Genomic DNA, 20,994 nt, shown 5'->3' on the forward strand with positions numbered 1-20,994 from the left:
GATGTCTATTCCTTTTTTGTGCAAACTACCTGACTGCCAAACTGTAAGTTAACCTTACTATACAGGTTCAATTTTTTGTCTTTTAAAGCTTTTTGATAAAATGCTTTAAGATTATTTACTTTACGATCTATATCTTCTATGTGTCCAAAATCAACTTCAAAATCTACATCTCTTAATTGTAGGTTGTAAGTACCTTTAGATGTTTTCTGAATTTCTGTAACGTGCTTAGTTAAAAACACATCTTTAGTAATATACTTTAACAACGGAAACAGAACATCTATATCTTTTTCTGAAATGTGATACACAAGTGGTACACGAGCAGAGTGAAATTTAGATAGCGGCATGGTCTTGCCTTCTTCATCTATGTAAAACGCTTTTTGATGAGACACTCTTGCTATTGGCTTACGTTGTTTAACTGTTACACCAAGTGTCCCATTTACAGTGAGATACACATCAGAATCGGCAATCATGTCGTGATTGTCTATTCTATTTTCTACGTCTTTCAAAGCTATTGCTTCTTTAGAAGCGTTCTTAACCTTTTCGTTATTTTGTATCAACAATTTATTAACGATTTCATGGGTAACATATAGATTTTCGTCATCCACAAAATTTATAGCTACATTGTTGATTTTTCGATTGTTATTGCGTTTCTCAGCAAAGCCAAATAGAAAGACTACCAAGGCCAAAACCAAAAATGTTTTTATGTAGTTCCAGTTAATCTTCATTACGCATTGCTTTAGTGACCTTTAAAATTTCTTCACCTATGTCTCCAGCACCCATCATTGCTACAACTTCTGCAGATGTTGCTTTAACCTCTTTTATCAGATCTACCTTTCCAATTATTTTTTTGTTTGGATTAGCTATAAGTTTAAGTAATGCTTGAGACGTAATACCATCTATGGGTTCTTCTCTAGCAGGATATATATCTAATAGAACTACACTGTCAAACTTTGACAAGCTTTCTGCAAATTCATTTATAAAATCTCTTGTTCTGCTAAATAAATGTGGTTGGAAGACAGCTAATACCTTCTTATTTGGGTGCATTTCTCTTACCGCTTGATTAACGGCATTTATTTCTGAAGGATGATGTGCATAGTCATCAATAATTGTTAGTTTCTCAGACTTTATTCTGTATGTAAAACGCCTTTGCACACCTTTAAATGAGGCTAAAGCTTTGGTGAGACTGTTGCTTGGGGAAACAAAAGGTGCTGCTAATGCCAAAGCTGTAACCGCATTTTGTAGGTTGTGTTTTCCGGGTAAATTAAACTCAAACCCTTTTATAATATTGTCTTGTAGTCTTAAGTTAAAACGATAAGAACCATCTTTAATTGTGATGTCTTCTGCTGTTATGTCTGCGTTGCCATCTACACTAATTGATATCCCTTTAAGTGGCAAGCCTTTAGCTAGAAAGACATTTGATTTATCTTTTACTAAATCTGCAAAGCCTTTAAATGTATGTGATAACTCTTCTGCGCTACCATAGATATCTAAGTGATCTGCATCCATAGATGTTATTGCAATCTTATTTGGTGAAAGATGCATAAAAGATCTATCAAATTCATCGGCTTCAACAACTATGGCATCTAAACCATCATTTATAAAATTAGTGTTGTAGTTTTCTGAAACACCTCCTAAAAATGCTGTAATATTTAATCCAGAATCTTTTAAAAGATGGGCTAGGATAGAGGTTGTTGTTGTTTTACCGTGTGTTCCTGCAACGGCTAAGGTATTTTGGTTCTTTGTAACATCTCCTAAAACCTCTGCACGCTTCTTTACACTAAAGTTTTGTTCTTTAAAATAAACAAATTGCTCCTGAGATTTTGGGATAGCTGGAGTGTAAACAATTTGTGTAGTTTCCTTATTTAAAAAGCCTTTTGGTACTGCAGATAATGATGCATTAAAAACTACAGGAATACCTTCGTTTTCTAAGGCTTTAGTCATACTTGACGGAGTTTTGTCGTATCCAGACACAGCAAACCCTCTTGCTTTAAAATAGCGCGCAAGACCACTCATACCAATACCACCGATACCGATAAAGAAATAATGTGTTATGTTGTTTTGAGTGTTCATTGTCTTTGCTGCTTTTTACTACGCAGTATGATTAATTAAATGTTCAATTTCGTTTACAATATCTTTAGTTGCATTGGGCCTTGCTAGTTTTTTTATATTTTCTGAAAGCTTTGCTTGCATTGCTTCATCTTCTAAAAGATTTATAAATTGTCTTTTAAATTGCTCTTCCATTTCGCTTTCTTTCATAATTAAGCAAGCTTCTTCCACAGCTAATGCCATAGCATTTTTCATTTGATGATTTTCTGCTACGTTTGGAGAAGGAATTAAGATCACAGGTTTTCCTACGATACAAAGCTCACTTACAGATCCTGCACCAGCACGGCTAATAATTATATCTGCTACACTATATGCTAGATCCATTCGGTTTATATACTCCTTCACTTGTAAACGTTTATTTTCTTCAAGCGTTTTATATTGTTCATAGTATAACTTACCAGTTTGCCAAATAACGTTTACACCTGTTTCCTCAAAATCTTTAGCGTGATTAGCTATTAACTCATTTATACGCTTAGCACCAAGGCTTCCACCGAGAACTAATACTGTCTTTCTTGTTTCATCTAATTCAAAATGATCTATGCCTTCTGCTCTTTTTGAATCAAGATCTTTAATGTCTTGCCTAACAGGATTGCCAGTTTTTATAATTTTTTCTGCTGGAAAATACTTTTCCATATGGTCATAAGCCACACATATTTTGTTAGCCTTATCTGCTAACCATTTATTGGTAATACCTGCGTAACTATTTTGTTCTTGTATAAGGGTAGGAATGTTCTTGCTATTTGCCATTTTAAGCAATGGCCCACTCGCAAAACCTCCTGTACCAATTACCACGTCAGGTTTAAATCTTTTTATAATGCTTCTACTTTTCCATAAACTAGACAATAGTTTGAATGGAAACATAAGATTTGTGAAGGTGAGTTTACGTTGTATACCACTTATCCAAAGTCCCTTGATATTGTAACCAGCGTTTGGAACTTTTTCCATTTCCATGCGGTCTTTAGCTCCTACAAATAGAAACTCTGCATCTGGGTAACGATTTTTCAATTCATTGGCAATTGCTATTGCAGGATATATATGTCCTCCAGTTCCGCCACCTGATAATATGAATTTTAAGTTGCTCATATTGCTTCGCTTAAAATGTCTAATGGGTTATCACTTTCTTCGCTTTCCATTTGTTTAATGGCTTCACGTTTAGCACTTACACTCAATATTATTCCTAAGGATAAACACGTCATCCAAATAGATGTTCCACCACTACTAATTAGTGGCAAGGTTTGTCCTGTTACTGGAAATAGCTCAACCGCTACTGCCATATTTATTAGTGCTTGAAAAATAATAGGTAAACCAACACCTATAACTACTAATTTTCCGAAAACTGAGTCTGCTTTTGTTGCGACTATAGTTAATCTAAACAGTAACAATAGGTATGCAATCATTACTCCAAAGGCTCCTATTAATCCAAGTTCTTCAACTATAATTGCATATATAAAATCTGATGAGGATTGAGGTAAAAAGTTTCGCTGTACACTCTTTCCTGCACCTGTTCCTGTAATGCCACCTGTTGCAATTGCAATTTTTGCTTTTTCTATTTGATAAGCATCTGTATCATCATCACTTGTAAAGTTTTCAACTCTACTTATCCACGTATCTACACGGTTAGGGAAAACTCCTGGAAATGCTTTTGCAGATAAGATAAATATGGTTAACATTACTAGTCCTATTCCTAAAATGACACCTAAATATTTTAAAGGATAACCACCTAAAAAAACAAGTACTACAACCATTGCAAAAACAATAGCAGTAGTTGAAAAGTTAGCAGGAAGAATTAAGGCCAAGATTACAAATACAGGTAACCAAAGCGGTAAAAGGGTTTCTTTAAATGTTATGGCTTTGTTGTGTATTTTAGATAAATACCTTGCAACGTAAACCATTAAAACCACCGATGCTAACGTTGATGTTTGAAAACTTAAACCTCCAACATTAATCCATCTACTAGCATTAGCACCATCTATAGTTGTGCCTTGCGCCATTGTGTATAACAAGAGCAGTATAACTACCGGAATCATTATGATAGATAAGCCTCTAAAAAATCGATAAGGCACCTTATGTATAACGTACAGCAAGATGAAACCTAAGAAAAGGTGAGCGCCGTGCTTTAATAAATACTTAAACGTACTACCATCACCTTGTAGGTATGCCAAGTTGCTACTAGCACTATATACAGGTATAAACGAAAATATCGCTAATAACCCGACTATAGCCCAGATGAACTTATCACCTTTAAGATTTTGAAAAATACGTTTCATGTGTTGTGTTCTCTATGTTTTATAAAAGACGTACAGCCTCTTTAAATTGTCTTCCTCTGTCTTCGTAGTTTTTAAATAAATCAAAACTTGCACACGCTGGTGATAATAACACAGCATCACCACGTTCACCAATTTTGTATGCAATCTTAATAGCTTCACTCATAGATTGAGTTTCAACCATAATATCTACGCAGTTATTAAAAGCTTTCAGTATTTTTTGATTGTCTACGCCAAGGCAGATTATTGCTTTAACCTTTTCATTCACCAAAGCGTTAAGCTGGCTGTAGTCATTTCCTTTGTCTACACCGCCAACTATCCAGATCGTATCGCTAGACATACTCTCTAATGCGTAAAACGTAGCATTTACGTTAGTGGCTTTAGAGTCGTTAATGTAGTTAACGTTATTAATTTTTAAAACGTGCTCCAAGCGGTGCTCTACACCTTGAAAATTAGCTAAACTTTCTCTAATAGTCTGTTTTCTAATTTTAAGCATTTTAGCAGCACTCGAAGATGCCATTGCGTTTTTCTGGTTATGTGTGCCTTTTAGGGCTAGTGAGTCAATTGGCATATGTATTTTGTTTTCGTCAATGTTAATAATCAGTTCGTTGTGTTCTATGTAAGCGCCGTATTTCAATGATTTTGTAGTTGAAAATGGCACTAGTTTTGGTTGAATGGTATGTGCTTCTAAATAATCATTAATAGCTTCATTATCTGCATCATAAATTAAATAGTCATCATTTGTTTGATTCATTGTGATTCTAAATTTTGAAGCTACATACTTGCTAAAATCATAATCATATCTATCTAAATGATCTGGTGTGATATTGGTGATAATTGCAATATGAGGTCTAAAATTCTTAATGTCATCTAACTGAAAACTACTAAGTTCTAATACATAATTTTCACTGGGACTTAGAGCAACTTGTTTTGCAAAACTGTCTCCTATGTTACCACCAACAGAAGCGTTTAAACCTCCTTCTTTTAAAATATGATGTGTCCAACGTGTTACGGTTGTCTTGCCATTACTTCCAGTAATTCCAATAATTGTTGCATTTGTAAATTCTGAAGCAAATTCAATTTCAGAAACTATAGCAACCTTGTTATCTTTTAGTTGTTTTATAATTGGCGCTTTGTCTGGAATACCAGGACTTTTCATTACCACATCTGCATTTAAAATTTTAGATGCTGTATGTTGGTTTTCTTCCCATTCAATCTCAAAATTTTCAAGAACGTCTTTATAGGTTTCAGTTATTTTACCGAAGTCTGAAACAAAGACTTCGTAATCTTTTTGTTTTGCCAGTATAGCTGTGCCAACGCCACTTTCTCCAGCACCAAGTATGGCAATCCTCTTAGCCATTTATCTTAATTTAAGTGTGACAATTGTTATGACAGCTAATAAAATTCCTATAATCCAAAAGCGAACTACAATCTTGCTTTCGTGCTGTCCTTTTTTCTGATAATGATGGTGTAATGGACTCATTAGAAAAATGCGCCTGCCTTCACCATATTTTTTTCTGGTGTATTTAAACCAGCCTACTTGCATTACTACAGATAGATTTTCAATTAAAAAGACACCACACAATACAGGTATTAATAATTCTTTTCGTGTAGCAATTGCTAATACTGCTATAATACCACCAATGGTTAAGCTTCCGGTATCTCCCATAAATACCTGTGCAGGAAATGTGTTGTACCATAAAAAACCGACTAATGCACCTGCAAATGCAGTAATAAACACTGTCATTTCACCAGTTCTTGGAATGTTCATGACGTTGAGGTAATCTGAAAAAATTATATTACCAGATACCCATGCAAACAACCCTAATGTGAGGACAATTATGGCAGAAGAGCCAGCTGCGAGACCATCTATACCATCTGTTAAGTTTGCACCATTAGATACAGCAGTTACAATAAAGATTACAATGGGTATAAATATTAACCACGCATATTTAGCATAACCAGGATCAATCCAAGTAATTAAATCGGCATAATCAAACTCATTGTCTTTAAAGAAGGGAATAGTTGTCTTTTGTGACTTTTCTTCTTCCCTAAATTCTTGAGGTAAGTTTTGAGTTAGTAATTCTTGAGAATTCTTAGGGTTTACTACCTCTTGTTTTATGGTAATATCTGGATGAAAAAACATTGTTGCTCCAACAATAATTCCTAATCCTACTTGTCCTATAACTTTAAATTTGCCTTTTAAGCCTTCCTTATTTTTTTTGAAGGTTTTAATATAATCGTCTATAAAACCAATAGTTCCCATCCAAAGTGTGGTTACTATTAAGAGTATAACATAAATATTGTCTAATCGAGCTAATAGTACCACAGGTATTAACGTTGCAAGAATGATGATAAAACCACCCATTGTTGGCGTTCCTGCCTTTTCAGATTGCCCTTGTAACCCTAAATCTCTAACAGATTCGCCAACCTGTTTAGCTAATAGGTAGTTTATAATACGTTTACCATAAATAGTTGAGATAGCTAAAGACATAAGGATAGCCATTGCTGCTCTAAATGAGATAAACCCAAATACTGAAGCTCCTGTAAGCTGAAATTCTGATTCTAGATATTCAAAAAGATAGTATAGCATTAGTTATTCAGTTGTGTTAGTAGGGTTTTTACAATTTTAAAATCATCAAAGTCTGTACGTTCACCATTAATTTCTTGGTACGTTTCATGACCTTTTCCGGCTATTAGTATTATATCATTTTCTTTAGCAAATGAACAAGCCGTTTTTATGGCTTGTTTTCTGTCTGCTATCGAAAGTGTTTTTTTAAAGTGTTGTGGTTCAACTCCAGACTCTATAGCTTCTATAATTTTGTTTGGGTCTTCTGTACGAGGATTGTCACTAGTAAAAATAACTTTGGTGCTTAATACTGAAGCTATATGACCCATTTTAGGACGTTTAGTAGCATCTCTATCTCCACCACAACCAACTACAGTAATAAGCTCTTCATTTTTAGTGCGGATGGCATTTATGGTTTCCAGAACATTTTTTAAAGCGTCTGGTGTATGTGCGTAATCTACAATTGCTGTAATCTTATTTTTAATAAGGTATTGAAAGCGTCCATTTACAGATTCTAACTCACTTATTAACCGAAGGGACTCCATTGTTTGCATACCTAATAACTCTGTAGTAGCAAAGATTGCCAAGAGATTATAGGCATTAAAATTACCTATGAGTTTGCTCCATAGTTCGTTGTTATTCAGCTTTAATAATAAACCGCTAAATTGATTCTCTAATATCTGCGCCTTATAATCTGCTATAGATTTTAACGCGTAGGTCTGTTTTTTAGCCTTTGTATTTTGAAGCATTACCATACCATTCTTATCATCTGCATTGGTAAGTGCAAAAGCAGAAGATGGTAACTCATCGAAGAATTTTTTCTTAACATCCCGATATTCAGCAAATGTGCTATGGTAATCTAGATGGTCGTGAGATAGGTTAGTAAAAATACCACCAGTAAATTTTAATCCAGTTGTGCGGTGTTGAGCAATTCCATGAGAACTAACCTCCATAAAACAGTACTCACAGCCAATATCTGTCATTTTAGACAGATACTTGTTTATCGTTAATGAGTCTGGTGTAGTATGTGTTGCTTTATGCTCAATATTGCCCACCATTATTTTAACTGTAGAAAGTAAACCAACCTTGAAGCCTGCTTTAGTATAAAGTTGATAGAGTAGTGAAGCAATAGTGGTCTTGCCATTTGTACCCGTAACACCTACTAATTGTAAATTCTCTGAAGGATTTTCATAAAAATTAGATGCCATAAACGCCAAAGCCTGTTGTGCATTCTGAACCTTAACATATGTAACACCGTTAACGGTGTCTTTTGGGAGTTCCTCACAAACAATAGCAATTGCACCTTGATTTACTGCATTCTTAATATACTCATGGCCGTCTGACACTGTGCCACGCGTTGCTACAAAGACATCATTAAGTGATACTTTTCTAGAATCGAACTCAACATTTGTTATGGCTACGTTTGTATTACCAATCACTTTGTTAATAGATACTCTATATAATATGTCTTTTAGTGTAATCAACTTAATATGAGGGTTATGGTTTGGTTAGGAGTTAGTTTTGTGCCTTTGTTAACCGATTGAGATTTTACAGAGCCAGTACCGCTTATTTGAACACGCATTCCCATATTTTCTAATAAGGAAACGGCATCCATAGCTGGCAAGCCTCTTAAATCTGGCATTATGGTTTTATATGTTTGGGCAGTCTTGTAATAGCTGTTGTATTCTTCTTCTACAGAGGTGTGTTGTACATTTATAGTTTCAACCTCATCTGTTACAGGAGTGTCTGTATAAATCTTTTGGGCTATAGTTTTAAAAACAGGCGCAGCTACAATGTTACCGTAGTAGCCAATTTCTTTTTTAGGTTTATGTATAACTACGATGCAAGAATACTTAGGATCTTCTGCAGGAAAGTATCCAGCAAAAGAAGATATATACTGTCCTGGTTTTTTCCAATATTCAACTTGACACGTACCGGTTTTACCAGCCATTGAAAAACGTTCTTCGTAAATATTATCTGCAGTACCTCTTATGACAGTGTTCTCCATCATTTCTTGTACTTGTTTAGCGGTTTCCTTAGAGCAAATACTTTTATTTATTACCTCTCTATGGTGTTCCTCAACTGTCTTATCCCATTCTTTTATGGCCTTTATAAATCTTGGTTTTACCATTTCACCATCATTTGCAATCGCATTGTAAAATGTAAGTGTTTGTAATGGTGTCATAGATACTCCGTAGCCAAAAGCCATCCAAGGTAATGTTGTACCGTACCAATTCTTATCATCTGGACTTGGTAATATTGGAGCGCCTTCACCTTTTATTTCTAAGCCTAATTTTTTGTCAAGTCCCATATTCCTAAGTCTGTTAATAAAGCGCTTAGGGTTATCCTTGTAGTTTTGATAAATGAATTTTGAAAATGCTGTGTTAGAAGACAATTCAAAAGCTCTTGCAACTGAAATTTTTCCGTAGCCACCCCATTTTGAATCGTATACAGTACGGTCGTAATACTTAATTCTTCCTTTTTCCGTATCAACTACAGTTGAAGAATCGATAACTTTATCTTCTAAAGCAGCAACAACTGCCATTAATTTAAATGTAGATCCAGGTTCGTGAGACTCACCAACAGCATAATTTAACTTTTCGTAGTACTTGCCAGAGCTTGTACGGCCAAGGTTAGACATAGCTTTTATCTCTCCTGTTTTTGTTTCCATAACCACAACAGTACCGTGATCTGCTTCAAACTTTTCTAATTGCCCTAAAAGCGCATGATGTGCTATGTCTTGTATGTTTACATCAATAGTCGAAATAACATCCATACCATCACGCGGTTCTACCTCGTTGGCATCGCTAATAGGTTTCCATTGGTTTTTAGCTATCTTTTGTTTTAGCCTTCTACCTTCTTTACCTCTTAAATAAGGACCGAATGCGCCTTCTAATCCTACTCGAGTGTAATAGCCTTTTTCATCTACACGTTCATAGCCAACCGTGCGTTCTGCCATTTTTCCTAATGGATGTTCTCTAACAGTTCTTTGCTCAGAAATAAAACCACCTTTAAATGCGCCAAGTTTAAATAGCGGAAAGTTCTTTACTTTAATATAATCTGAATAGCCAAGGTTTCTGGCCACTAAATAATACCTGTTTTTATTTGCTCTAGCCTTTCTTAAGTTGGTGCTGTAATACGATGCTGGCTTACCAAAAAGTTTAGAAAGTTCCTGAGAAAGATCATTTACATTAGCTTCAAAGACATCTTGTTTTACAGTTACTGCATCGAACCTAATGTCATATTTAGGGACAGATGTGGCTAGTAAATTACCATTGGCGTCATATAGATTACCTCTGTTTGCTGGTATAATAAAATTCTTTGTGGTTTTCTTTTCTGCAAGATCCTTGTATTTGTCACCTTCAATAAATTGAATGTTGAGAAGTTTCAACGCGACAAGGATAGCAAAGATGAACATACATCCTGCTACAAAATATAATCGGTTTAATATGTTCTTTTCATTTGTCATATTTACCTTTAGTCTCTTGCCTTCACTTTAATTTTATAAGGCGGCGTTAATGAAGGTTTAATTTCTCTGCCTGCCATTTTCCTTGTTACGGTACTCTCCATTTTCATATCCATTAATTTAGAGCGACCATCTACAAATTCACTTCTTAACTCTCTTACCTCATTATTGAGTTTAGCTATAGTATGAACTTTGCGTTCTGCACTATGAGAGCTAGCAATCATTACAATTGCTAAAACTGTACAGAACAGGATAAACTGCCAGTTCTTAATGGCATCATCGTTTATTAAAAACGTTCCTTTTAATATGTCATACATTTTGTTACTCATAACTCTATCTCTCGGTCTTTAAATTAAAGACGCTCTGCAACCCTTAATTTTGCACTACGTGCTCTATTATTAGTTGCTATTTCTTTAGCATTGGGTACTATTAGTTTTCCAACTTTCTTAAATGGAACCTCTATATTTCCATAAAAATCCTTTTCAGGCTCACCTTCAAACAAACCGCTTCTTATATAGCGTTTTACTAAGCGGTCTTCTAACGAATGATAGGAGATAAGACTTAAGCGACCTCCAGTAGTAAGCATATCTTCGGTTTGTTTTAAAAATTCTTTTAAAACTTCTAATTCTTGGTTAACCTCTATCCTTATTGCTTGGTATATTTGGGCTAACATTTTGTGCTCCTTACCGCGCGGTAAAAAACTATTTATAACCTCCTTTAAGTGTTCACTTGTTTCAATAGGCGTATCTTTCCTTGCGCCATAAATTGCACGAGCTAACTTAGGTGCGTTTCTTAACTCTCCATATTGAGACAACACTTGTCTTAATTTTCCTTCTTCGTAGGTGTTTACCACCTCATAAGCACTAAGTGCATCATTTTGATTCATCCTCATGTCAAGCCTACTGTCAAACCTGGTTGAAAAACCTCGCTCTGCGACATCAAATTGATGAGACGATACTCCAAAGTCTCCAAGAATTCCATCTACAGTTTTGTAACCTTGAACACGGACAAAACGTTTAGCGTATCTAAAATTTTGTGGTATAAGTGTAAACCTGTCATCTTCCAGTGCATTTTCTAAAGCATCTTGATCTTGGTCGAATGCAAATAATTTTCCGTTAGGACCAAGTCTGTTTAAGATTTCTTTACTGTGACCACCACCACCAAATGTGACATCAACATATACACCATCTGGCTTAATGTTGAGACCATCTACGGTTTCGTGTAGTAAAACTGGGTTATGATATTCCATCTTCTTCGTCTTGTCCCATTACTTCTTCAGCTAAATCGGCAAAATCACCTGTAGCATCTTCAATGGCAGTTTCATATTTATCTTTATCCCAAATCTCCACAATATTAATAGCAGAGTTTAAGACAATCTCTTTAGTGATTCCTGCAAAACCTAATAGGTCTTTAGGGATAAGTAATCTTCCATTAGCATCTACTTCCACAGTTTTTACACCAGCTGTAAAACGACGAATGAAATCATTGTTTTTCTTACGGAAACGGTTAAGCTTATTCACTTTTGCCATCATGGCATTCCACTCTTCCATAGGATAAAGCTCTAAACATGGCTCGAAAACAGAACGTTTTATGACAAAGCCATCCTGAAGCAACGGCAAAAGTTGCTTCTTTAGGGCAGCAGGAACCATTAAGCGCCCTTTGCTATCTGCCTTACATTCATATGTTCCGATGAGATTTACCACGTCTTAAACTATAACTTCAAAAATATAAAAATTATTACCACATTTTACCACTTTTTACCACATTGTTAATAAGTTGTCTGTGTTTTATTGATGTAAATTTGATTAAACACCTGTTAAAATGCTGTATTGCAGTTTGTTGAAAAGCTATTAACATAGGGTTGATAAGTGGGAGGTGAAACTGGAAATATCTCAAAATCAGACATTATGCTAAACTTTCTCAACTCAAAAAACAAGTAGCGCCTCGAATTGCACAGAATGCGTATATTTGCCACTTCTAACTGCGATATTATTAATGGATAACCAACTTAAAACTGAAGGAAAATTTGAATACCTAGAGATTGGAGAAGGCACGCCAATTATCATTCTGCATGGATTGATGGGAGGCTTGAGCAACTTTGAAGGTGTTCAGAACTATTTTCCAGACAAAGGTTATAAAGTGGTGATACCACAGCTGCCGCTATACTCTATGCCTATCCTTAAAACTAAGGTGAGTAAGTTTACAGACTTTATAAAAGAGTTTATAGATTTTAAAGGTTATAAGGAAGTGATATTGCTTGGTAATTCTTTAGGAGGTCATATAGCTTTATTGGCAACCAAACTTTATCCTGAAAAAATTAAAGCTTTAGTTATAACTGGTAGCTCTGGGCTTTATGAAAGTGCTATGGGTGAAAGTTACCCGAAACGTGGTGATTATGAGTACATAAAAGCGAAAGCTGAAAATGTATTTTATGATCCTAAAGTGGCAACAAAAGAAATTGTTGATGAGGTTTATGCTGTTGTAAATGACCGTAATAAACTTATTAGGACTTTAGCAATTGCTAAAAGTGCAATACGTCACAATATGGCTAAAGATTTACCAAATATGACGACTCCTACGTGTATTATTTGGGGAAAAAACGATAATGTTACGCCACCTGAAGTAGCTGTCGATTTTAATAAACTATTACCAGATTCTGATTTATTTTGGATAGATAAATGCGGTCACGCTGCTATGATGGAGCACCCAGATGAATTTAATAGTATTTTAAACTCTTGGTTAGAAGCGCGTAAGTTTTAATTCTTAAATTAAAACACATCTGTTTCAATATCTAGAACGTTCTGAATCATGAAGATAAATACTGCCAAATTCGTAATTAGCAATAGTGATGTTGATAAATGTCCTCAAGACAAGCTTCCTGAATATGCTTTTATAGGAAGAAGTAATGTGGGTAAATCATCATTAATAAACATGATGACCAATAATAAAAAGTTGGCAAAAACTTCTAGTACTCCAGGAAAGACACAGCTTATAAACCATTTTATAATTAATGATGAATGGTATTTGGTAGATTTGCCAGGTTATGGTTATGCAAGAACCAGTAAGAAGACTAAAAAAGTATTCCAGAAGTTTATTACAGATTACTTTGTAAAACGATCACAGCTTGTTTGTGCATTTGTTCTTGTAGACAGTAGACACGCGCCCCAAAAAATTGATTTAGAATTTATGGAGTGGCTCGGTACGAACTCAATTCCGTTTGCTATAATCTTTACCAAAACAGATAAGCTTAAGAAGGGTGAATGGGACCGAAATTTTAAAGTTTATAGTTCAAAAATGATGGAAACCTGGGCAGAAATGCCAGAGTATTTTACCACCAGTTCTTTACACAAAACAGGTGCTGAAGAGGTTTTAGAGTATATTGATACCATAAATGAAAGCTTAAAAACCCAAAGTTAAGTTTATAAGCTAGCTTACTATATTACTCTTTTTTAAGTTCAAGTTTTTCAGCAAAGTAATCACAGAAATCTTTCATAGTAGCTGTCATCTTCTCATCTTGTGTAGCTCTGTTAAATGTATCACTCATTGCTACTAATGTTTGGTGAAAGAATTTTTTCATTTCATCTACAGGCATATCTTTTGTCCATAAATCTATACGAAGTGTTTCTTGTTGTTTACTATCCCAAATACTAAGCAGCATTGCTTTAGCTTCTTCATCTTTAACACCACCATCTTCAGCTGTCCAATTCAGGGATTCTGGTACGTGATTTTCATCAACCTCTACTTGTATATTAATATTTGATACTTTGTTAGCCATTATTTCTTTGGTTTGTATTTTGAAGTTTTAAAAATTGTTTCAGCATCTGTAATAAGTAGCTTTTTTAAGCTTACAGGATGTTTGTCCATATATTGTTTTACAATTTGCCAGCCTATATACTGGCCTAATTTACTAGGACTTTCAGCATCTAATTGAAGATAAAATTTGGAAAAAGGACCTTCGTTTATAAAGCGTTCCTGTAATTTATTACTTGTTTTGTATATAAGTTCCTTTTCAATAAAATACCTCCAAATTTGTTCCTCGTTATCTAACGCCCATTGATAGTCTTCTTTAGAATAGCCTATTTTCTCATTAGGATTTGTACAAGGTAAAAAAACATCTTGCAAGTAAAGTAACTTACCGTAATATACCATCTGTGCTAAAAATGTTCGGCTAGTTGGTCTGGGTACTAATTGATTTGCATATTCTTGAGCAATGTTTGGGACAATTTGTGCTTTCCTAAAATTGTCTTTTAAATACTCCTGAATTCCTACATAAAAACGATGGTCTGTGCCTAAATAATTATCTAGAGCAATTAAAAGCAAACGGTCTGCAACAATAACTTTATTTCTGTAATCAACATCAGATGTGACAGTTATTACAGTTGGTTTCTTAAATTCAGGGAAGTGGTATTTAATATGTTTAAATAAAGTGCTTATATCATTAGTCTCTTCAATAAAATCTGGAAAGGTCTTAATAACTTCAGACTCAAGCTCATTTTGTAAAGTGTCATTAATTTTGTTTACCCAAATGCTATCTGGAACACGAGATGAAAACAGTTCAGGAAATGCTGTTTTTAGTTGTGGTAAATCTTCTGTAGTTGCTTCAGCAAAAGCTTTGTCAAATCTTACAACTTCAACATCCATTGGTATATTGGAGATATCTTTATTAACAGTGCAATCTGTATTACAAGACACAACTATGAAAAGTAAGATTATAAGGGATGTTAGTTTTGTTTTCATTCCTAAGTTCAATGACTTATTTTTGTTTGCAAAGGTACAAATTGAGTTATAGTTTAGATATGAAGACTTATGCTTTTCGTTGTTTAAATTTTCTTGATTTTTAATCTTTTCTAATAATTTGAAAATAAAATGCTTAGGCACTATAATATTTAAAATAAACCTATGAAATCTCAAAAAGTAATAGACCATATTGTAAACTGGTTAAAAGATTATGCAATTAACGCGAAACAAGATGGTTTTGTTGTAGGTGTAAGTGGCGGAATAGACTCTGCAGTAACGTCTACACTTTGTGCAATGACAGGTTTAAGAACATTATGTGTTGAAATGCCAATTCACCAAGCACCAAGCCAGGTTACCAGAGCGCAAGAGCATATTGCACAACTAAAAAATAGATTTGCAAATGTTACCAATGTAGAGGTGAACCTTACAGAGACTTTTGAGACTCTTAAAACAGGATTGCCCGCTGCAGAACCAAGTGATCAACTTGATTTAACCCTAGCCAATGTTAGAGCTAGGTTACGAATGACTACATTGTATTATTTTGCAGGATTACACAGGTATTTAGTAGCAGGTACAGGAAATAAAGTTGAAGATTTTGGTGTAGGTTTTTATACAAAGTATGGTGATGGCGGCGTAGACTTAAGCCCTATTGCAGATTTGTTGAAAAGCGAAGTTTATGAGATAGCTGAGTTGTTAGGAGTTCAAAATTCTATTATGGTAGCAAAACCAACAGATGGCTTATATGGTGACAGTAGAAGTGATGAAGACCAAATTGGTGCTAATTACGACGAGTTAGAATGGGCTATGGAAATGAAAGAATCCGGAAAAACTACTGATGACTTTGTAGGAAGACAGAAAGAGGTTTTTGATATCTATTCACGATATAATAGGAACAATCTTCATAAAATGTTGCCAATTCCAGTTTGTGAAATTCCCTTACATCTAAAAAATTAGCACTTTATCGATTAGATTTAATTTCATTAGTAGGATTTATTTACAACGTTTTTATTGCAGCTTTATTTGTGAGATCCTAAAGCCACGTTAAATGAAGAATGTTTTAATTGCTGATGCACATCCTATTGTTATTAAAGGATTAGCTAGCATTTTAAAAAAAGATGAAGCTTATAAAATTGTAGCAAAATCTAATGATGAAAATGAACTTAAGAACCATATAAGCTTAAAGTCTCCAGATATTATTATTATGGATATAGATATGCCAAACTCAAGTGGTTTATCTATAATAAAAACCCTAAAACAAAATAATCCAGAGGTTAGAATAATAATTTTTAGCCACCAGCCAGAAGAGTTATATGCATTAAGTGCAATACGATTTGGTGCTTCGGGTTACATAAACAAAAGCAAGTCTTTAAAGAAAATTAAAACAGCTATAGATCAGGTTGCTAGAGGTGGCATTTATTTAAGTAAGTTTATAAGCGAAAAAATATCTTCTAAATCTAGCTCTAAAACAGGTGTCGTTTCTAAATATAGAGCTCTTTCAAGTAGAGAGATTGAGGTGCTTAATTTTATCTCAAAAGGTTTAAAGAATAAAGATATTGCTGAAATGCTAAAAATTAATGAGAAAACAGTGAGTACCTATAAAACACGTTTGCAAAAAAAGCTAAATGTAGATAGTGTCGCTGGATTAATTAAGCAGTCTAAAATGTTGGAGCTTTCCTAAAGATTTTTAACTAGGTTGCAAGTAACGGATTTGTGTATGAAACGTAGCGTGTAAAAAGGCATTAACTTTTCGGATTAACACAAATCAAATTTTTCTTATTATCTTTTTCCCTCAATAATCCAAATTTAAAAATTTAGTAATCTTAAAAAAGTGCCTGAAACATTAGATTAAGAACAAATTGCCCTATTGTTTTATACGTTGTAGTGGCACTTTATTTTTACGATATTAATTCCGGGCCGATTATATTCATCCACAAAATAAATCCGATAATTCCACCTATAAATCCACTTAATATAAATGTCAATCTAATTTTATTCGGAATGATTTTAAAGATAACAAATATTGATATTAGCAATCCAAGTAATCCCAATATAATTGGAAAAGTGCCTGACCATATTTCAAATCCTTGAGAGATATTTTTTTCGTCGCCACCAAACCAAGTTCCATTTGGTGAAATGATTTCATGACCAATTGACATTGCAAGATTAAAAAATTCTCTTAACCAAAATAAAGACAAGAAAACAGCCAGCCAATCAATTATTTTCAATCCATTTTGATGTATTTGTTTTCTGCGCCAAATTAATATTATCAAGCCTATAATTCCTGTAAATATTGTTTGTAAAGGTCCACTAATGGTTATTAGAAGTCCGTTTGATTTTAATGTTTCAATTCCAGTTTCGTATTCAGTCCGCTTTTCAAAATTAAGATTATTCTTTATTTCAGTTTCGTACTTGTTATAAATTTGGATTAGTTTATCATTTAATTCGCTGCTATCATAGTTCATACTTCCGTAATGCAGAGTAGTTTCATAGCCTAAAATTTTGGCTGCAGTTATATGACCGTATTCGTGACTTACTGTTCCGATTGCAGTAAACAAAATGAATGCAAGCGAGAAAATTATAAGATTTTTAATGTCTATTCGGATGTTCATTTTAATGTGCCACAACAAGGCTATAAGACTCTATTTAGTTTTTGAGACAATAAAAGTTCTAGTCCTTTATAATCCATGGTATCTTGAAGTATTTCACTGTTATCCTGTTCTGAGTCGGCATTTTTTAAACTGCTCATAAGTTCAGAAATTTGAAGTTTTACCAAATGTTGCCTAAGCGATAATATGGTTTCGCTAACAAGCTGGGCAATACTTTCTTTCTTATCTCTAACAAAAATTTCTTTACGCTCCCAATCATGCAAAACGTGTTGTTCATCATCCATAAGGATAGAGGTTACTTCTTTAGCTTGTTCTGGGTCTATCTCATTAATGAACGCATCAATTTTAAGCTCAGATTCTAAGTTGAGTTTGCTAATAATAAGATTATAAAGTGTCTGGAAATTTGAATTAGCGAAAGCAATTTCATCTTCCTGAAGATCAAGATAAATTTTTTCGAACACCTTTAGTTTTTGAGTATCTGCTTCAAGTTTAGGGTGGCCATCATCATCTTCTGTTAAATACAGTTCTTCAAAATCATCTTCTAAAGTTCCGTATAATAAAAGGAGGCTAATAATAGTTCGCTCTAATTCATATAGCCTATTAATAACAACTTTTTGCTGCTCTGGTTCTTTTACAACCTCAAAAGACTGCTTGTAGCTTTTGCCTTGGTTTTTTTTTGAATTGTCTTTGGTTTCTTTTGCAGAGAGTTGTGCTAGAGACGAGAATAAGACTTCTTCAGAAATATCCATTATTCTGGAAGTTTCTTTTATATAAATCTCACGTTGTATAGGTTCTGGTATTTTAGAAATACTAGTAACCATATCTCTAATTAGTCCTGCTTTTTTTACAGGATCATTTTTAGAGTCTTCAATAAGAAGAGATGCTTTAAAATTAATAAAATCCTTTGCGTTTTCTTCTAAGTATAGTAAAAGGTCTTCTTCGGTATTGTTTTTGGCAAAGCTATCTGGGTCTTCACCGTCTGGAAAGGTACACACCTTTACGTTCATGCCTTGCTCCAAGATTAAATCTATACCTCTTATAGAGGCACGCATTCCTGCAGCATCACCATCAAAAAGGACTGTTATATTTTTGGTGAGTCTGTTTATGAGTCTTATTTGCTCTGGTGTGAGCGCAGTACCAGAAGAAGATACCACATTTTTAATACCACTTTGGTTAAATTGAATGACATCTGTATAACCTTCAACTAAGTAGCAATTATCTTCTTTAGCAATGGTTTGCTTAGCATTGTAAATACCATACAATACTTTACTTTTATCATAAACCTCACTTTGTGGTGAGTTTAAATACTTTGCAGCTTTTTTGTTATTATTATCCAGTATACGACCGCCAAATCCTAAAACCCTACCAGACATAGAGCGAATAGGAAACATGACTCTACCTTTAAATCTGTCAAATTGCTTTTCTTCTTTTACAATTGTAAGCCCTGTTTTTTCTAAGAACTCTAATTGATAGCCTTTCTTAATTGCTTCAGTAGTAAAAGCTTCCCAAGAATCTGGTGAGTACCCTAATTGAAATGTGTTAATGGTATCTTCGCTAAAACCGCGCTCCTTAAAATAACTAAGGCCAATAGCTTTGCCTTCATCGGTTTTGGTAAGCATATTGTTAAAGTAATCTTTGGCAAATTCATTTGCCAAATACATACTTTCTTTTTCACTTGCTTGTTCTTTCTCTTCGTCTGTGCGCTCTGTTTCTTCTACTTCTATGCCATACTTATTAGCTAAATACTTTATGGCTTCTGGATAGGAGAAGTGCTCGTGCTCCATTAAAAAAGTAACCACGCTTCCTCCTTTACCACTTGAAAAATCTTTCCATATTTGTTTTACAGGAGATACCATAAAACTTGGTGAGCGCTCGTCTGTAAATGGGCTTAAGCCTTTAAAATTAGAGCCAGACTTTTTAAGTTGCACAAAATCACCTATAACCTCTTCTACACGAGCGGTTTCAAATACTTGGGCTATGGTATTTTGTGAAATCAAGAGTTAAAAATTTAAGTAGTACAAACATAGAAAAACCCTTCAGGTTTTAGAAGACTTGAAGGGTTTTTAATTCATAATAACTGGCTAAAACATTGCTTTTAAAAATCTATTCTCAATCCAATTGAGAAGTCGTTTTGTTGTAATGTGCTATCTGTAAACGTATCATTTAAACCATATTTTGCATAAAGGCTAAATCCGCCATAACCTGCATATGCACTAAGACCATAAACAAAGTCTGTGGTGTTAAAATCTCTTTTTTCTTTAGTCTTAACGCGATCACCATCTACTTTATATTTTAGTTTTTGCATACTACCAATATTAAATCCGCCATAACCACCAATACCAAATTTCACTTTATGTAGTGTGTTGTAGCTTGTTACACCGTTTTCAATGGTTTTCTTGGATGGTCCAAATTCAAAAAATAAGGGTACAACAAGATTGGTGAGTCTTAATTCAGATTTATCTAGGTCTTCAGAAAACTCTACGATGTTGTTTTGGTTACCATCAACCACAAAATAATTGTTGTCGTCTAAGCTATATGTGTTCCAAACAAATGATAACCCATATTTAAATCTTAAAAAGTTTGTATTCTTAAAGACTCTTGTGTTCCAGGAAATTCCTAATTCGAAAGATCCAGAATCTGAAGCGTCGTATGGTGAATTTGATAAAGATTGGTCGTTAACACTACTGTACATAAAACTAGTGGCAAGAACAAATTCTGAAAAGGTGCGAACATCATGATGAGTGGTGTCTTTTACTTTATTGTTGTTTTTATACTGTATTCCAAATACACGTGTGTTGTCGTCTCTATCTAAAGTGCCAAGGCCAATGCTTAAGGTGTAGCCGTTGTCTTTTAAAGTATCGTTTGCAATCCCATTACGTTCTATAAGCGCAATTTTATTTGCAATTATTGTTTTTCTATTTTCAATATTAAGAGCTCTGCGCTCTGCAGCTTCTTGTTTTAATTTTATAGATTCATCTTGAGTTATCTCACCATCTTCATAGCGCTTCATGATGGCTTCAATTTCAACTCTTAATGCTTCTTTTTCCTCATTTTCAATAATTTCTTTTTCAGCATTTAAAAGTGCGATGGTCTCTTTTACCTTTTGTGGCTGCTCTGTCTCTTGTGCTGTTACAAATTGGACAAAGGTCAGGCTAATCGCTAACGCGATGAAAGTCATGGTTTTCATAATGGTTTAGGTTTTAAGTTTTATGTAGGCTACTCTAACTTGGCGTTAAAATAGCCCGA

General features: G+C 34.2%; 20 protein-coding genes. 4 read left to right on the forward strand and 16 right to left on the reverse strand.

What is annotated here, in order from left to right:
• Positions 1–5: 5 nt before the first annotated feature.
• Genes CA2559_RS06515 through mraZ form a run of 11 tightly spaced genes read right to left on the reverse strand, consistent with a single transcriptional unit; the run spans position 6 to position 12,108 of the window.
• Positions 6–725, reverse strand: a complete 720-nt coding sequence (locus CA2559_RS06515) for a cell division protein FtsQ/DivIB (protein WP_013187059.1) — start codon at positions 723–725, stop codon at positions 6–8.
• Positions 715–2,070 (reverse strand): UDP-N-acetylmuramate--L-alanine ligase, encoded by a 1,356-nt coding sequence (gene murC, locus CA2559_RS06520; RefSeq protein ID WP_013187060.1) that lies wholly within the window; start codon positions 2,068–2,070, stop codon positions 715–717. Before murC ends, CA2559_RS06515 begins: the two co-directional genes overlap by 11 nt.
• 18 nt (positions 2,071–2,088) lie before the next feature.
• Positions 2,089–3,189, reverse strand: a complete 1,101-nt coding sequence (murG, locus tag CA2559_RS06525; protein ID WP_013187061.1) for an undecaprenyldiphospho-muramoylpentapeptide beta-N-acetylglucosaminyltransferase — start codon at positions 3,187–3,189, stop codon at positions 2,089–2,091.
• Positions 3,186–4,373: an FtsW/RodA/SpoVE family cell cycle protein gene (locus tag CA2559_RS06530; RefSeq protein ID WP_013187062.1), complete on the reverse strand. Its 1,188-nt coding sequence runs from the start codon at positions 4,371–4,373 to the stop codon at positions 3,186–3,188. Before CA2559_RS06530 ends, murG begins: the two co-directional genes overlap by 4 nt.
• Positions 4,374–4,392: 19 nt before the next feature.
• On the reverse strand, positions 4,393–5,730 hold the full coding sequence (gene murD, locus CA2559_RS06535; protein ID WP_013187063.1) for a UDP-N-acetylmuramoyl-L-alanine--D-glutamate ligase: 1,338 nt from the start codon (positions 5,728–5,730) through the stop codon (positions 4,393–4,395).
• Complete coding sequence (mraY, locus tag CA2559_RS06540) at positions 5,731–6,963, reverse strand: phospho-N-acetylmuramoyl-pentapeptide-transferase (RefSeq protein WP_013187064.1); 1,233 nt, start codon at positions 6,961–6,963, stop codon at positions 5,731–5,733.
• Positions 6,963–8,423: a UDP-N-acetylmuramoyl-L-alanyl-D-glutamate--2,6-diaminopimelate ligase gene (locus CA2559_RS06545; protein ID WP_013187065.1), complete on the reverse strand. Its 1,461-nt coding sequence runs from the start codon at positions 8,421–8,423 to the stop codon at positions 6,963–6,965. Before CA2559_RS06545 ends, mraY begins: the two co-directional genes overlap by 1 nt.
• On the reverse strand, positions 8,420–10,408 hold the full coding sequence (locus CA2559_RS06550) for a penicillin-binding protein (protein ID WP_013187066.1): 1,989 nt from the start codon (positions 10,406–10,408) through the stop codon (positions 8,420–8,422). The genes CA2559_RS06545 and CA2559_RS06550 overlap by 4 nt, the downstream gene beginning before the upstream one ends.
• A gap of 8 nt (positions 10,409–10,416) precedes the next feature.
• Positions 10,417–10,734 (reverse strand): FtsL-like putative cell division protein, encoded by a 318-nt coding sequence (locus CA2559_RS06555; protein ID WP_013187067.1) that lies wholly within the window; start codon positions 10,732–10,734, stop codon positions 10,417–10,419.
• A gap of 23 nt (positions 10,735–10,757) precedes the next feature.
• Positions 10,758–11,654 (reverse strand): 16S rRNA (cytosine(1402)-N(4))-methyltransferase RsmH, encoded by an 897-nt coding sequence (rsmH, locus tag CA2559_RS06560; protein WP_013187068.1) that lies wholly within the window; start codon positions 11,652–11,654, stop codon positions 10,758–10,760.
• A complete protein-coding gene (gene mraZ, locus CA2559_RS06565) occupies positions 11,641–12,108 on the reverse strand; it encodes a division/cell wall cluster transcriptional repressor MraZ (RefSeq protein WP_041240939.1) in 468 nt (155 codons plus the stop codon). Before mraZ ends, rsmH begins: the two co-directional genes overlap by 14 nt.
• A 292-nt stretch (positions 12,109–12,400) precedes the next feature.
• Here mraZ and CA2559_RS06570 point away from each other — a divergent pair, with 292 nt between their 5' ends.
• Positions 12,401–13,165, forward strand: coding sequence for an alpha/beta fold hydrolase (locus CA2559_RS06570; protein ID WP_013187070.1), 765 nt, complete (start codon positions 12,401–12,403; stop codon positions 13,163–13,165).
• Between the two features lie 48 nt (positions 13,166–13,213).
• Entirely contained in the window at positions 13,214–13,822 is a 609-nt protein-coding gene (yihA, locus tag CA2559_RS06575; protein WP_013187071.1) for a ribosome biogenesis GTP-binding protein YihA/YsxC, read from the forward strand.
• Positions 13,823–13,844: 22 nt separating this feature from the next.
• On the opposite strand, the gene gldC is transcribed toward yihA, so the two are convergent.
• Positions 13,845–14,180, reverse strand: coding sequence for a gliding motility protein GldC (gene gldC, locus CA2559_RS06580; RefSeq protein WP_013187072.1), 336 nt, complete (start codon positions 14,178–14,180; stop codon positions 13,845–13,847).
• Complete coding sequence (gene gldB, locus CA2559_RS06585) at positions 14,180–15,142, reverse strand: gliding motility lipoprotein GldB (protein ID WP_041241139.1); 963 nt, start codon at positions 15,140–15,142, stop codon at positions 14,180–14,182. Before gldB ends, gldC begins: the two co-directional genes overlap by 1 nt.
• A gap of 162 nt (positions 15,143–15,304) precedes the next feature.
• Here gldB and nadE point away from each other — a divergent pair, with 162 nt between their 5' ends.
• Positions 15,305–16,096, forward strand: a complete 792-nt coding sequence (gene nadE, locus CA2559_RS06590) for an NAD(+) synthase (protein WP_013187074.1) — start codon at positions 15,305–15,307, stop codon at positions 16,094–16,096.
• Between the two features lie 91 nt (positions 16,097–16,187).
• Complete coding sequence (locus tag CA2559_RS06595; protein ID WP_013187075.1) at positions 16,188–16,820, forward strand: response regulator; 633 nt, start codon at positions 16,188–16,190, stop codon at positions 16,818–16,820.
• Positions 16,821–17,037: 217 nt separating this feature from the next.
• On the opposite strand, the gene CA2559_RS06600 is transcribed toward CA2559_RS06595, so the two are convergent.
• The 3 genes from CA2559_RS06600 to CA2559_RS06610 all read right to left on the reverse strand — a co-directional run bounded on the left by CA2559_RS06600 (position 17,038) and on the right by CA2559_RS06610 (position 20,935).
• The gene (locus CA2559_RS06600) at positions 17,038–17,697 is read right to left on the reverse strand and encodes a hypothetical protein (protein WP_238524728.1); all 660 of its coding nucleotides are present in this window, start codon (positions 17,695–17,697) and stop codon (positions 17,038–17,040) included.
• A 74-nt stretch (positions 17,698–17,771) separates the two neighbouring features.
• Positions 17,772–19,745 (reverse strand): DNA primase, encoded by a 1,974-nt coding sequence (gene dnaG, locus CA2559_RS06605; protein ID WP_013187077.1) that lies wholly within the window; start codon positions 19,743–19,745, stop codon positions 17,772–17,774.
• A gap of 98 nt (positions 19,746–19,843) precedes the next feature.
• Positions 19,844–20,935, reverse strand: a complete 1,092-nt coding sequence (locus CA2559_RS06610) for a porin family protein (protein WP_013187078.1) — start codon at positions 20,933–20,935, stop codon at positions 19,844–19,846.
• Between the last annotated feature and the right edge of the window lie 59 nt (positions 20,936–20,994).

The organism is Croceibacter atlanticus HTCC2559, from assembly GCF_000196315.1.
Taxonomy (GTDB): Bacteria; Bacteroidota; Bacteroidia; order Flavobacteriales; family Flavobacteriaceae; genus Croceibacter; species Croceibacter atlanticus.

Coding starts and splice junctions, on each gene's coding strand:
- CA2559_RS06515 (WP_013187059.1), bottom strand. CDS start 725: ATGAAGATTAACTGGAACTACATAAAAACATTTTTGGTTTTGGCCTTG.
- murC (WP_013187060.1), bottom strand. CDS start 2,070: ATGAACACTCAAAACAACATAACACATTATTTCTTTATCGGTATCGGT.
- murG (WP_013187061.1), bottom strand. CDS start 3,189: ATGAGCAACTTAAAATTCATATTATCAGGTGGCGGAACTGGAGGACAT.
- CA2559_RS06530 (WP_013187062.1), bottom strand. CDS start 4,373: ATGAAACGTATTTTTCAAAATCTTAAAGGTGATAAGTTCATCTGGGCT.
- murD (WP_013187063.1), bottom strand. CDS start 5,730: ATGGCTAAGAGGATTGCCATACTTGGTGCTGGAGAAAGTGGCGTTGGC.
- mraY (WP_013187064.1), bottom strand. CDS start 6,963: ATGCTATACTATCTTTTTGAATATCTAGAATCAGAATTTCAGCTTACA.
- CA2559_RS06550 (WP_013187066.1), bottom strand. CDS start 10,408: ATGACAAATGAAAAGAACATATTAAACCGATTATATTTTGTAGCAGGA.
- CA2559_RS06555 (WP_013187067.1), bottom strand. CDS start 10,734: ATGAGTAACAAAATGTATGACATATTAAAAGGAACGTTTTTAATAAAC.
- rsmH (WP_013187068.1), bottom strand. CDS start 11,654: ATGGAATATCATAACCCAGTTTTACTACACGAAACCGTAGATGGTCTC.
- CA2559_RS06570 (WP_013187070.1), top strand. CDS start 12,401: ATGGATAACCAACTTAAAACTGAAGGAAAATTTGAATACCTAGAGATT.
- yihA (WP_013187071.1), top strand. CDS start 13,214: ATGAAGATAAATACTGCCAAATTCGTAATTAGCAATAGTGATGTTGAT.
- gldC (WP_013187072.1), bottom strand. CDS start 14,180: ATGGCTAACAAAGTATCAAATATTAATATACAAGTAGAGGTTGATGAA.
- gldB (WP_041241139.1), bottom strand. CDS start 15,142: ATGAAAACAAAACTAACATCCCTTATAATCTTACTTTTCATAGTTGTG.
- nadE (WP_013187074.1), top strand. CDS start 15,305: ATGAAATCTCAAAAAGTAATAGACCATATTGTAAACTGGTTAAAAGAT.
- CA2559_RS06595 (WP_013187075.1), top strand. CDS start 16,188: ATGAAGAATGTTTTAATTGCTGATGCACATCCTATTGTTATTAAAGGA.
- CA2559_RS06610 (WP_013187078.1), bottom strand. CDS start 20,935: ATGAAAACCATGACTTTCATCGCGTTAGCGATTAGCCTGACCTTTGTC.